The 12632-nt window shown below is 69.6% G+C and carries 10 protein-coding genes; 2 read left to right on the forward strand and 8 right to left on the reverse strand.

Annotation, left to right across the window (positions count from 1 at the left end; translation table 11 throughout):
* Both glmS and coaA read right to left on the reverse strand, forming a co-directional pair.
* A complete protein-coding gene (gene glmS / locus ACFVSU_RS14865; RefSeq protein ID WP_387144348.1) occupies positions 1-1851 on the reverse strand; it encodes a glutamine--fructose-6-phosphate transaminase (isomerizing) in 1851 nt (616 codons plus the stop codon).
* Between the two features lie 92 nt (positions 1852-1943).
* Positions 1944-2897 carry a type I pantothenate kinase gene (gene coaA, locus ACFVSU_RS14870; protein ID WP_387144351.1) on the reverse strand — a complete coding sequence of 318 codons (954 nt, stop codon included), beginning with the start codon at positions 2895-2897 and terminating at the stop codon, positions 1944-1946.
* Between the two features lie 170 nt (positions 2898-3067).
* Here coaA and ACFVSU_RS14875 point away from each other — a divergent pair, with 170 nt between their 5' ends.
* A complete protein-coding gene (locus ACFVSU_RS14875) occupies positions 3068-4555 on the forward strand; it encodes a heme peroxidase family protein (RefSeq protein ID WP_387144355.1) in 1488 nt (495 codons plus the stop codon).
* 84 nt (positions 4556-4639) lie between these two features.
* Positions 4640-5584, forward strand: a complete 945-nt coding sequence (locus ACFVSU_RS14880; RefSeq protein ID WP_387144358.1) for a Ppx/GppA phosphatase family protein — start codon at positions 4640-4642, stop codon at positions 5582-5584.
* Between the two features lie 10 nt (positions 5585-5594).
* Here the strand turns inward: ACFVSU_RS14880 and ACFVSU_RS14885 are convergent, their stop codons facing one another.
* From ACFVSU_RS14885 to ACFVSU_RS14910, 6 genes are all read right to left on the reverse strand, one after another.
* Positions 5595-6302 (reverse strand): hypothetical protein, encoded by a 708-nt coding sequence (locus ACFVSU_RS14885; protein WP_387144361.1) that lies wholly within the window; start codon positions 6300-6302, stop codon positions 5595-5597.
* Positions 6303-6585: 283 nt separating this feature from the next.
* On the reverse strand, positions 6586-8604 hold the full coding sequence (locus ACFVSU_RS14890; RefSeq protein WP_387144364.1) for a glycoside hydrolase family 32 protein: 2019 nt from the start codon (positions 8602-8604) through the stop codon (positions 6586-6588).
* A gap of 85 nt (positions 8605-8689) precedes the next feature.
* Complete coding sequence (locus ACFVSU_RS14895; protein WP_387144368.1) at positions 8690-9655, reverse strand: family 43 glycosylhydrolase; 966 nt, start codon at positions 9653-9655, stop codon at positions 8690-8692.
* Between the two features lie 90 nt (positions 9656-9745).
* Entirely contained in the window at positions 9746-10693 is a 948-nt protein-coding gene (locus ACFVSU_RS14900; RefSeq protein WP_387144371.1) for a carbohydrate kinase, read from the reverse strand.
* The gene (locus tag ACFVSU_RS14905; RefSeq protein WP_387144374.1) at positions 10690-11643 is read right to left on the reverse strand and encodes a carbohydrate ABC transporter permease; all 954 of its coding nucleotides are present in this window, start codon (positions 11641-11643) and stop codon (positions 10690-10692) included. The genes ACFVSU_RS14900 and ACFVSU_RS14905 overlap by 4 nt, the downstream gene beginning before the upstream one ends.
* A gap of 1 nt (position 11644) precedes the next feature.
* Complete coding sequence (locus ACFVSU_RS14910; protein ID WP_082497133.1) at positions 11645-12586, reverse strand: carbohydrate ABC transporter permease; 942 nt, start codon at positions 12584-12586, stop codon at positions 11645-11647.
* Positions 12587-12632 lie beyond the last annotated feature (46 nt).

The following is a 12632-nucleotide window of genomic DNA, read 5'->3' on the forward strand; positions in this document are numbered from 1 at the left end:
CTACTCGACCGTGACCGACTTCGCGAGGTTGCGGGGCTGGTCGACGTCGAGACCCTTGGCCGTGGCGAGACCCATCGCGAAGATGTGCAGCGGCACGACGGCGAGGAGCGGCTCGAAGAACGGGCCGGCCAGCGGGATGCGGAGCACTTCGTCGGCCTTGGGCAGCACCGCCGCGTCACCCTCTTCGGCGATCGCGATGACGCGGGCGCCGCGCGCACGGATCTCCTCGATGCTCGAGATGACCTTCTTGTGCATCTCCGACGACTTGCGGGGCGACGGAACCACGACGAACACGGGCTGGCCGGGCTCGATGAGCGCGATCGGGCCGTGCTTGAGCTCGCCGGCGGCGAAGCCCTCGGCGTGGATGTAGGCGAGCTCCTTGAGCTTGAGCGCACCCTCGAGGGCGATCGGGAAGCCGACGTGGCGGCCGAGGAACAGCACCGAGCGGGTGTCGGCCATCCAGCCGGCGAACTGCTCGATGTGCGCCTGCTCGCGCTCGAGGATCTGCGCGATCTTGCCGGGGACGGCCTCGAGTTCGCGCACGTGATCGGCCGCGGCCTCCGCGGTGATCGCGCCGCGGACGCGACCGATGTGCAGGGCCATGAGGTACAGCGCCGTGATCTGCGCCACGAACGCCTTGGTCGACGCGACCGCGACCTCGGGGCCGGCGTGCGTGTAGACGATCGCGTCGGACTCGCGCGGGATCGTCGCGCCCTGGGTGTTGCAGACCGACAGCGTCTTCGCGCCGTGCTCGCGGGCGTACTTGACGGCCATGAGGGTGTCCATGGTCTCGCCCGACTGGCTGATCGAGACGACGAGGGTGTCGGGGCCGATCACCGGGTCGCGGTAGCGGAACTCGTGGGCGAGCTCGACGTCGACGGGGATGCGGGTCCACTGCTCGATCGCGTACTTGCCGACCTGGCCGGCGTATGCCGCGGTGCCGCACGCGATCACGATGATGCGCGAGACGCCGGCGAAGAGCTCGTCGAGTCCGTCGAGCTCGGGGATCACGACTTCGCCGTCGCGGACGCGGCCGCGCAGCGTGTTGGCGACGGCCTCGGGCTCCTCCGAGATCTCCTTCGCCATGAACGACGGCCAGCCGCCCTTCTCGGCGGCGGCCGCATCCCACGTCACCTCGAACGGCTCGACCTCGACCTCGTTGCCGGCGAAGTCCGTGACGGTCACGGCGTCGGGGGTGATCGCGACGATCTGGTCCTGGCCGATCGCGAGGGCGTTGCGGGTGTGCTCGACGAAGGCTGCGACGTCCGACCCGAGGAAGTTCTCCCCCTCGCCCAGGCCGATCACCAGCGGGGAGTTGCGGCGGGCACCGACGACGAGGCCCGGCTGGTCCTCATGCAGCGCGAGAAGCGTGAAGGCGCCCTCGAGGCGCGAGACGACGGCACGGAAGGCCTCCTCGAGATCGCCGGCGCGGCGGTACTCGCGGCCGAGGAGCACAGCGGCCACCTCGGTGTCGGTCTCGCTGCGGAAGGTGAACCCGTCGGCGACGAGCTCATCCTTCAGCTCGGAGAAATTCTCGATGATGCCGTTGTGGATCACGGCCAGCTTGTCGTCGTCGGCGAGGTGCGGGTGCGCGTTGCCGTCGGTCGGCCCGCCGTGCGTGGCCCAGCGGGTGTGGCCGATGCCGGTCGTCCCATCGGCGAGGGGGTGGGCGGCGAGGTCGTCGCGCAGCACCTTCAGCTTGCCGGCGCGCTTGCGCATCCCCAGTCCGCCGTCGCCGGCGATCACCGCGATGCCCGCAGAGTCATAGCCGCGGTACTCGAGGCGCGAAAGTCCCGAGATCAGGACGGCCTGGCTCTGGCGCGGGCCCACGTATCCGACGATTCCACACATGCGCTCAATGGTAGGCGGCGGGTTTCGCTAGGAACCCTTACGAATCCGAACTCCCCGTTCACGGCGGAAAACGGATGCTCCACCGACGCGCGTCAAAGCTTGCGCAGGAGCACTGTCTCCACGGTGTGGTCGGCCGCCTTCTGCAGCACGAGGTTCGCGCGGTGGCGCGTCGGGAGCACGTTCTCCTCGAGGTTCGGGAGGTTGATCGAGTTCCAGAAGCCGAGCGCGCGCTCCACCGCCTCCTCGTCCGACAGCTGCGCGAACACGTTGAAGAACGACTTCGGGTTGCTGAACGCGGCCCGGCGCAGGGCGAGGAAGCGGTCGACGTACCACTGCGCGATGTGGGAGGCATCCGCATCGACGTAGATCGAGAAGTCGAAGAGGTCGCTGACGGCGACGTCGTTCGGGGTGGGCGGCGGCTGCAGCACGTTGAGGCCCTCGACGATGACGATGTCGGGGCGGCGCACGGTGACGACCGCGTCGGGCACGATGTCGTACCGCATGTGCGAATAGAACGGTGCCTTCACCTCGGGGGCGCCGCTCTTCACCTCGGTGAGGAACGACACGAGGGCGCGGCGGTCGTACGACTCGGGGAATCCCTTGCGCTCCATGAGGCCGCGGCGCTCGAGCTCGGCGTTCGGATAGAGGAAGCCGTCGGTCGTGACCAGCTCGACGCGGGGAGTGCCCGGCCAGCGCGAGGTCAGCTCGCGCAGCAGGCGCGCGATCGTCGATTTGCCCACGGCGACCGAGCCCGCGACTCCGACGATGAAGGGCGTGGTGGAGTCGTCCTCGCCGAGGAACCCGGACTCCTCCGCGCCGAGGCGCTTCGTCGACTCCGCGTACAGCGACAGCAGGCGCGACAGCGGCACGTACACCTGCGCGACCTCGGCCATGTCGAGGCGGTCCCCGAGCCCGCGGATCTGCACGATCTCGGTCTCGGTGAGCGGCTGCGTCATGCCCGACGCCAGGCGGGCCCACTCGGCTCGGTCGATCTCGCGGTACAGCGAGAGTGCGGGGGCGACAGCGGTCGCTTCGTCGGCGGACATCGCGCCCATCGTAACCGCTGGTGCGGGAGATGACGGATGCTGCGTCCACAGGCACGGCGTGCGGGCACCGGGGCGCAGCATCCACGTGCCGATGTATCTCACGACAGCGGAGACCGCTCCCCCAGAGTGCGCGTCCGCGCGCAGGGGGAGTCCGTTCGAAGGAGATGATCATGACCCGCCACGGCTCGTATCCGGTCGACATCGTGCCGCCCCGGTCGAAGTACTACGACTCGGGACGCTTCGGCCGCATGTTCGGCAAGCTGCCGCCGTTCGCCGCCGACACCCCGGAGGTGCGCGCGGCACTGCTCGACATCGGGAAGCCGGAGGGGATCATGGACGCCCGCGACGATCTCGCGGCCGGGCCGGTCCAGCTCATCGTCGACCCCGCCCTGTCGCACCAGAACCGCAACAGCACGACCCACGTCGCGGGTGACACGTTCCTCGGGCAGTTCATCGACCACGACATCACGTTCGATCCGACGTCGAGCCTCGAGCGCCAGGCGGACCCCGAGTACATCTCGAACTTCCGCACCCCGAGCCTCGGCCTCGACAACGTGTACGGGTCTGGCCCGAACGCATCACCGTTCCTCTACGACCAGCAGACGGGCCACGGCGTCACGATGCTCGTCGAGGAGTGCGGCACGCCGGGCAAGTCGGACCTCCCCCGCAACGCACAGGGCGTCGCACTGATCGGCGACCCCCGCAACGACGAGAACCTCATCGTCTCGCAGCTGCAGACCGCGATGCTGCGGTTCCACAACGCCGTCGCCGAGCACGTCCGCACCGACCTCGGGATCACCGCGCCGGGCGAGCTGTTCGCCGAGACGCAGCGCATCGTCCGCTGGCACTACCAGTGGATCGTCGTGCAGCAGTTCCTCCGCAAGCTCTGCGGGTCGGCCGTCGTCGACGACGTGCTCCAGAAGGGACGCAAGTTCTACGCCTGGCACAACGAGCCGTTCATCCCGGTCGAGTTCTCGGTCGCGGCGTACCGGTTCGGCCACAGCCAGATCCGTCCGTCGTACCGGGCGAACTTCACCGGCAACCCGGGCGGCACGCCGTTCTTCGGCATGATCTTCACTCCGACGGGCGGCCCTGCGGGCGACCCCGACGACCTGTCAGGCGGATGCCGCGCCCCGCGCCGCTTCATCGACTGGCCGACCTTCTTCGACTTCGGCGACGGCAACGTGCGTCCGAACAAGAAGATCGACACGACGCTCTCGTCGGCGCTGTTCGCGCTGCCGGGCTCGGTCGTCGCCCGCCCGGACGCCGCCACGAACCCCGCGTCGCTCGCGCAGCGCAACCTGCTGCGGCACCTGACGTTCTCGCTGCCGTCGGGGCAGCGGGTCGCCCGCGCGATGAACCTGCCCGAGCTCGCGCGGCGGGACCTCGACGACCTCCAGCAGTACGGCATGGACGACCGCACGCCGCTGTGGTTCTACATCCTCCGTGAGGCCGACATCGTCGAAGACGGCGAGCGCCTCGGCCCCGTCGGGGCGCGGATCGTCGCCGAGGTGTTCCTCGGCCTTCTGCAGGGCGACCGCGCCTCGTACCTCGCGCAGGACCCCGACTGGCAGCCGTCGCTCCCGACGATCGACCCCGGTCGCACGGGCGACGACTTCCTCATGATCGACCTGCTCCGCTACGCCGGCGTCGCGTAGAAGACGGGAGACGGATGCTTCGGCCCGGCCGCTCCGGCCGGGTCGAGGCATCCGTGTGTCCGGTCGTGCCGCTACTCTTTTTGCGTGCGCCTCGGAGTTCTCGACATCGGCTCGAACACCGTCCACCTGCTGGTCGCCGACGTCCGCCCCGGCGGCCGGCCGCTCGCCACGACGAGCCAGCGCACGGTGCTGCGGCTGATGCGGTACCTCGCGCCCGACGGCTCCATCACCGAGGAGGGCGTCACGGCGCTCGTCGCCGCGGTGACCGAGGCGCGCAAGATCGCGTCGGCCGAGTCGGTCGACGAGCTGCTGGCCACCGCGACGAGCGCTGTCCGCGAGGCGAAGAACGGCCCTGAGGTCATCGCCCTCATCGAAGAGGCGCTGGGCCAGCCGCTGCAGGTGCTGGGCGGCGAGACGGAGGCGCGGTACACGTTCCTCGCGGTGCGGCGCTGGTTCGGGTGGGCCGCCGGGCAGATCCTGCTGTTCGACATCGGCGGCGGCTCGCTCGAGATCGCGGCCGGAGCCGACGAGCTGCCCGAGCAGGCAGCATCCGTCCCCCTCGGCGCCGGGCGCATGACGGTGCAGTTCCTTCCCGACGACCCGCCCGGCGAAGCCGCGGTCGAGCAGCTGCGCGACCACGCGCGCGCCACCCTCGCCCCGGTCGCGGCGTCGTTCGGCTCCCTCGCGAAGCCCGACCACGTCGTGGGCTCGTCGAAGGCGATCCGCTCGCTCGCGAAGCTGGTCGGCTATCCGGTTCCGGGCTGGTCGGGCATCGAACGGATGCTGCTCCCCCGCGCGTCCCTCGGGTCGTGGATCCCGCGCCTGGCGCGCATCCCCGCGTCGGCGCGTCAGGAGCTTCCCGGTATCACGCCGGACCGGACGTTCCAGATCGTCGCCGGCGCGGTCGTGCTGCACGAGGCGATGCGCGCGATGGACGTCGACGAGCTCGAGGTCTCGCCATGGGCCCTGCGGGAGGGCGTGCTGCTGCGCTACATCGAGTCGCTCAGCTGGAGCGCGCCGAGCGTCTGAGCGCTGCGCGCTACGCCTCGACCGCCTCGGTGTAGGCGGTGTAGATGCCGTAGACCGCGATGCCGGCGAGGTGCCAGTCGCGCGGGCCCTCGGGACCGAGGGCGGTGACACGGGGCGCGTCGACCATCGCCGGGTTGATGCGGCGGTGGTCGCTCATGCCGTCGACCATCGCCATGATGGCCACGGCCAGGTCGCGTTCGTCGACGCCCTCGCGCATGCGGAGGTCGAAGGCGGCATTGAGCCCGCGGTAGGTCTCGGCCATGTGGGTGAGGTAGCGGTCCTCGATCTCCGACAGCAGCGCACGCACCTCCACCCCGCCCGGCACGGCGTCGCCGCTGGAGAGCGCGGCCGACATCGCCCGGTATGCCCGGAATGCCACGGTGTGCTCCACGGCGGTCATGTTGTGCGACACGGTGATCCGCAGCGCCTCGCGGAGCGCGATCTGCCGCCCTTCGGGAGTGCTCATCGCCTGAGGGTCGCCGGCCACCGCCTCCTCGAGGTGATGCAGCGTCTCGCCGTCGAACCCCTTGTCGAAGCCCGGGTCCGCTTCGAACAGGGCGCGCACCAGGTCGGCGACGAACGCCACGCGGTCCGGCCAGATGCGGAAGACGGTCGACCGGGGCACGCCGGCCGTTCGGATCAGGTCCTCGAGCTCGATGTTGGCGTAGTCGAGCAGCAGACCTTCTTCTTTGACGCGGTCGACCGCGACCGCGAGCATGAGTGCGCGCGTTTCGCCGGCAGGCCGCCGCGATCGGGATTCGGGTTGCTCCACCACTCGATTATCGTCCTCGACGCGCTGTCCGGTAGGCCCCTTCGCCCCCGCAGAAACTCGCGGTGCCGGGTCCCCAGAACCCGGCACCGACTAGATCGAACGCAACGGCATGGGGCCGCCGGCAAGATCGGTGTGCATGAGCCCCCCGACTCGTGCACGCATTCCAGACTAGAGACTGGGAGTCTCATATCTCAAGTCGACTCGAGAATGCGTCGTCCTCGCGTTCCCGTCAGTCCGCGAGGACGACCTGGTCGACCATGAGATGACCCCACTGTCCGGTCGCGTCATCCAGGATCTGGAATTGCGCCGTGCGCCCGGCGAGGTCGCGGAGGTCCCACTGCACGTGCCGCAGGTCCGCCGAGTCCGCGCCCGTCGCGCTCCGGACCGGCTGTCCGTCGATGAGCAGCTGCACGGAGGTGGCGGGTTCCACGCCCAACGCGTGATCGCCGCCGCCGATGAGGAAGTGCAGGAAGTTCCTGTCGATGGTGAACGCCGGCGAGGTGATCGTGCCGGTGGCCGGATCTCCCCCGCCCGCGAACGTGTCGGCTGCCCGCGCACCGACGCGTCCGCGCAGGTCGGCCGCGCTCGGCCCTGCGCCGATGAAGCTGCCCGTCGCCGTCCACCCCTGACCCCACGTGGCGCCCTCGAAATCGGCGATCGCCCGAGCCGGCCGCTGCACGACGCTGCCGAACTCGGTGATCGTCAGATCGTGGAACACGGCCGTACCGCCGGACGTGTACAGCGCGACGCCGTCGTCACCCGGCGGCGCGAACACCTGGCTCGAGTGCACGTACCTCCCGTCGTCGACGAAGACCTCGATCGTCGTACGGTCGACCAGGATGCGCAGATGCACACTGCCGGCGCTGCCGGCGAAGGGCGTGCGGCTCTCGGTCTTCCAGGTTCCGGCCGGATGGCCGGTCTGGCCGCGATTCAGGTAGGCGTACGCGCCGGTCACGCCGACATCGGCGTGACGCGTCCCGTCGGCGGAGCGTCGCAGCTGCAGGCCGATGTTGGTCGCGGTCTCCCATGTCACGTCGGCTTCGATCTGATACGCGTCGCCCTCGTAGGCGAGCGGCAGGAATCCGTCCACGGCCACGTCGCCGAGAGTCGTTCGAGCCGTCGCGATGTCGGCAAGGGCCGCCGCCGGCTGCGACACCAGGCTGAACGTCGAGCCGTACCTCTTGAGGCGGATCTGGCGGGTGATCGAGTCCGTGCCGTTGAAGCCGTCCGCGGTCCAGGTCGGGGTGGAATGCGCGTAGTCCCAGTTGTTCATCCATCCCACGGCGTACCGGCGGTCCAGCGGCGCGGCGGGATCCTCCCACGTGACCGCCCCGTACCAGTCGAACCCGTGATCGAGCCACTGCGGAGCGCTCGAGTCGAAGGCGAACGACGTGCCGTCGTACGCGCCCGTCCAGTACGCGAACGTCGCCGGCTCCCCAGTGGCGTACCCGTTCGCGCTGACGCCGAACACCCACTTCACGGTGCCGTCGTCGGCGCGGATCCGGAACAGGTCCGGGCACTCGATCGTGCCGATGCCGGGGTTCACGTACTCCCAGGTGCGGGACCACGTCTTCAGGTCCGGCGACGTGTAGAAGCTCACCCGGTCGCGCTCCGCGATGAGTGCGAGCCAGCGGCCGCGCTCGGCATCCCACACCATCTTGGGGTCGCGGAAGTCCGCGCGCCCGCCGTTGGGGATGACGGGCTGTTCGCCGTACGGCCGGAAGTTGCGACCGCCGTCCGTCGAGTACCAGAGGAACTGCGCCTGCGGCCCCGAGGCGTTCGCCTGCTGCGCCGGTGTCGGATGGTCCATCTGCGTCACGAGCATCACGACGGCGCCGGCGCCGAACCCTGCGGTGTTCGCTTCGTCGACCACGGTCGACCCCGACCAGAGGTCGTAGTTCGCGTTCGTCTTCTTGGGCGCGGCGACGCCCTGATCGGCGAAGACGACCCCGTCGTACGAGGTCGCGAGCCGCCACTCCGTTCCGAAGTTCGCTGCCGGGTCCGCGTCGTAGTCGCTGTTGTAGAGGTAGTAGTAGTGGAACTTGCCGTCCACGAAGACCGGCCGCTGGGGGTCGTTCTTCCAGTGGTCGGGCACCGTGAAGTGGTACTGCGCGCGGTAGTCGTCGGCGGACTCGGCGGCGATGGCGTCATCGCCGACGCCGGCCACGACACCTCCTCCAGCCCCCACCGCGATCACGGCCAGCGCGCCGGCCGTCAGACGCACAGAGCGTCGCTTCGAAACTGACATCATCGTCATCCTTCTGTCGACGCGGACACCGTCCGCCGCGAGGCGGGCCGGCCGGGGCTCGTCCGCGAAGCCCCGGCCTCGAGCGTCAGGCGGAGACGGACACCGCCTCACGGCGGACGAGCCGCCCGCCGTCCCACCGCACCGGCATCGGGTCGGTGACGCCACCGACGAACCGTCCGTCCTCGCCGACGTTGCGGAACGCGAACAGCAGCCATTGACCGTCCGAACGGCGCTGCAGCAGGCGCCCGACGTACAAGTCCTCATCGGTCAGCGGATACGCGGCGTCGATGTCGAACGGTCCGAGCAGGCTCTCCGCCGGAACCGCCCAGGTGCCGGCGGCTGCGGCGCGCCGGGAATCGGTACTCTGCTCCTTCAGGCACGAGAAGATCACCACCGGACGCCCGTCGACGATCTCGGCCTGCAGCACCTCGAGCTGCCCGAAACCCTCGACGCTGGGCGCGCTGAGCGGTTCGCGCAGCTCCCATGCGCGCAGGTCCGCCGACCAGGCGTGCCCGATGACGCCGCGCCCGTCCGCCGGTCCCTCGGGGGAACGGGCCGTGATCAGCATGTGCCAGCCGTTCCCGTCCGGGTCGGCGAACACCCACGGGTCGCGGAAGGCCTCGTCGTGCCACGCGCCGCTCGAGAGCTTCTCGTACCACGGCCCCTTCGCCTCGAGCACCGGCCCGCCGGCCTTCGTCCACGTGAAGAGGTCGGGCGAGGTGGCGTACCCGATCCGCTGGACGTTCTGACCGCCGGGAGCGAGGGTGGCGCCGGTGTAGAACATGAACCACGTTCCATCCGGGTGGCGCACCACCGATCCGGTCCAGGTGGCGAGCTCGTCGAAAGCGGGGGCGTCGCTGCGCACCAGCGCATCCGCGACCTGCGTCCACTCGACGAGGTCCGTCGAGACCGCGTGCCCGATCGAGGCGCGGTAGTGGCGGGCTTCTGGGTCGTGGAGCGCCCGCGAGGCGTAGAGGAAGAAGAGGTGGTAGCGCTCGCCGTCGTCGGCGAACCAGTAGTCCCATACCCAGGAATCGGGGAGGTCGAACACGAGAGTTCCTTCAAGAGTCGTGCGCGGGAGATCGCGCGATGGTGTGCCCCTCCGCCGGGCGGGCGGGGAGAGCGAGTGCGGGAGTTCGGCCTACCGAGCCGTCGCCGGTGCGGCGAGCTCGGCGCGGCGGGGCGGGTCGGCCCCCGGTCGCGAGACGGTGATCGCCGCGGCGAGCGCGGATCTCTGCAGGAGCGATTCGACGGCGGACGACGGGATGCTGCCACCCGTCGTCGCGAGCGACGCCCGCAGACCGTCGCTGCCGACGATGCCGTCGATGAGCACGCCCATGAACGTGTCGCCGGCGCCGACCGTGTCGACCACCTCGGTCACGACGGCGGGCACGGTGACCTCGCCATCGGCGGTCACGCCGATCGCACCCTCCGACCCGAGGGTGACCACGACGAGTCGCGGGCCCTGAGCGACCCACTCCCGGGCGACTTCCACGGGTTCCCGCTCCGGGTGGAGCCACCGGAGGTCTTCGTCGCTCGCCTTCACGACGTCGGCGAGCTCGACCACCTCGGCGACACGCTGCCGCACGCGGTCCGCGTCGTCGACGAGCGACGGACGGATGTTGGGGTCATACGTCACGATCGCCTTCCCCCGCGCCGATCGCACGAGCGCGAGGACATGGTCCGCGCCGGGTTCGAGCACCGCGGCGACGGAGCCGACGTGCACGACGTCGGCGGCGCTCGCGAGTTCCTCGAGGCGGGCGGTGTCCGCCCCGAGGTCCCACTCGAGGTCGAAGTCGTACGTGGCGGCACCGCTGACATCGAGATGGGCGGCGGCCGTCGACGTGCGCGCCGACGCGACGGCGATCACCTCGACATCCGACTCCCCGAGCCACCGTCGCACACGGCCGCCCCGGTCGTCCTCCGCCAGGCAGGTGATCAGCGTCGGGCGCCGTCCCAGCCGTCCCAGCGTCAGCGCGGTGTTGGCGGGGCTGCCGCCGGGCGCCTCTTCGACACGGCCATCCGCGCGATGGACGATGTCGACGAGGGCCTCTCCGATGACCACGAGGCGCAGCATCCGATCCGTCATCCCTTCACCCCGCTCGCCGCGATGCTGCTGACGAACGCCCGCTGGAACACCAGGAAGACGATGAGCACCGGGATCGTGATGAGCGAGGTGTAGGCCATCACCTCGCCCCACGCGGTGTTCAGCTGGAAGAAGTACTGCATGCCGACCATGACGGGCCGCAGCTCCTCCTTCTGCACCACCATGAGGGGCCAGAGGTACTGGTTCCACGCCGGCAGGAAGGTGAGGATCGCCACGGTCGCGAAGGCCGGACCCGACAGCGGCACGAGGATGCGCCGGTAGATCGTGAACCAGCTCGCGCCGTCGATGCGGGCCGCCTCGTCGAGCGACTTCGGGATGGTCGAGAAGTACTGCGTGAACAGGAAGATCGAGAACGCGTTCGCGATGAACGGGACGATCTGCACCTCGTACGTGTTGAGCCATCCGAAGTCGTACTTCAGCACGCCCCCCTCCATCACGAGCGTCGGAAGCTGGGCAACCCAGTAGACCATCGGCACCGCGATCGTCTCGAACGGGACGATCAGCGTCGCGATGATCAGCGCGAGCACGACGATCCGGCCCTTCCACGCCAGCCGGGAGAGCGCGAAGCCCGCCATCGAGTTCACGATGAGCCCGAGCCCCACCGTGAGCACCGTCACGAGCACCGAGTTGAACAGGAACTGCGCGACGGGTACGCGGTCGAACACCCCGAAGTAGTTGTCGAGGCTGATGTCGCCCACCGGGAGGAAGGCCGCGGGCGAGTCGATGTCCTGCAGGATCTGGCTGTCGGGCTTGAGGCTCGACACGAACATGAACACCAGCGGGAACAGGAAGATGATCCCGAACAGCGACAGGGCGATGTAGAGGAACACCTTGCCCCTGATGCGCTGCGCCTTCTCGCTGCGAGCCGGCGCCGGGCGCACGGCACGGCGCGAATCGGCAGGTGCCGTCGTCAGAGTCTGGGTGGCGGTCATGTCAGTCCTTCTCTCGCGTGAGCCGGCGCTGGATGAGCGCGATGGCGAGGACCGCGACGAAGAAGATCAGCGAGATCGCCGCGGCGTAGCCGATCTCCTGCTGCTCATAGCCCTTGCGCACGGCGTGGAACACGATGGTCGAGGTCGAGTTCACCGGGCCGCCCTGGGTCATGACGTCGACCTGCACGAACAGTCCGAGGGCGGCGATGGTGATCGTGACGAGGACGAACACCATGGTGGGCCTGAGGCCTGGCCACGTCACGTTCGTGAACTGGCGCCACGGGCTCGCGCCGTCCATCTTGGCGGCTTCGTAGAGCTCCTCGGGGATCGTCTGCAGGCCCGCGAGCCAGATGATCATGTGGAACCCGACGGCCTGCCAGATCGACAGCACGATGATCGCGCCGAGGGCCGTCTTCGGGTCGTTCAGCCAGTCGACGTTCGACCACGCCCCGAAGGTGAGCGCATCGAACATGGCGTTGATGAGGCCGTCCTTCTGGTACATGAACTTCCACAGGATCGAGACCACGACGATCGAGGTCACGACGGGGACGAAGAAGATCACGCGGAAGGCGGTCACGCCGCGCATGCGCCGGTTGACGAGCACCGCGAGGAGCAGTCCGAGCGCCGCCTGCACCGGCACCACGACGAGTGCGAACAGCGCGGTGTTGCCGACCGACTGCACGAACACCGGGTCGGCGGTGAAGGCGCGGATGAAGTTGTCGAAGCCGACGAACCGCGGCGGGTTCGGCGAGATGAGACGCGCGTTCGTGAAGGACAGCCCGAAGGCGAGGATCACGGGGATCACGAGGAACAGCACGAGGAGGACGGCCGCGGGGGCGATCATCCCCAGTCCTGCCCAGGTCTCGCGACCCTTGATGGAGCGGAAGCGACGGTAGGCGCGCCGAGGCTCTTCGGCGGCGACCGTCGGAGGAGTGACAGTCATGACAGATCTCTCGGGGAGTGCGCCGGCGAGGGCTCGAGGCCCTCGC

The sequence above is a fragment of the Microbacterium sp. NPDC058062 genome (assembly GCF_042885375.1).
GTDB classification, from domain to species: Bacteria; Actinomycetota; Actinomycetes; order Actinomycetales; family Microbacteriaceae; genus Microbacterium; species Microbacterium trichothecenolyticum_C.

Coding starts and splice junctions, on each gene's coding strand:
- glmS (WP_387144348.1), bottom strand. CDS start 1,851: ATGTGTGGAATCGTCGGATACGTGGGCCCGCGCCAGAGCCAGGCCGTC.
- coaA (WP_387144351.1), bottom strand. CDS start 2,897: ATGTCCGCCGACGAAGCGACCGCTGTCGCCCCCGCACTCTCGCTGTAC.
- ACFVSU_RS14875 (WP_387144355.1), top strand. CDS start 3,068: ATGACCCGCCACGGCTCGTATCCGGTCGACATCGTGCCGCCCCGGTCG.
- ACFVSU_RS14885 (WP_387144361.1), bottom strand. CDS start 6,302: ATGCTCGCGGTCGCGGTCGACCGCGTCAAAGAAGAAGGTCTGCTGCTC.
- ACFVSU_RS14890 (WP_387144364.1), bottom strand. CDS start 8,604: ATGTCAGTTTCGAAGCGACGCTCTGTGCGTCTGACGGCCGGCGCGCTG.
- ACFVSU_RS14900 (WP_387144371.1), bottom strand. CDS start 10,693: ATGACGGATCGGATGCTGCGCCTCGTGGTCATCGGAGAGGCCCTCGTC.
- ACFVSU_RS14905 (WP_387144374.1), bottom strand. CDS start 11,643: ATGACCGCCACCCAGACTCTGACGACGGCACCTGCCGATTCGCGCCGT.
- ACFVSU_RS14910 (WP_082497133.1), bottom strand. CDS start 12,586: ATGACTGTCACTCCTCCGACGGTCGCCGCCGAAGAGCCTCGGCGCGCC.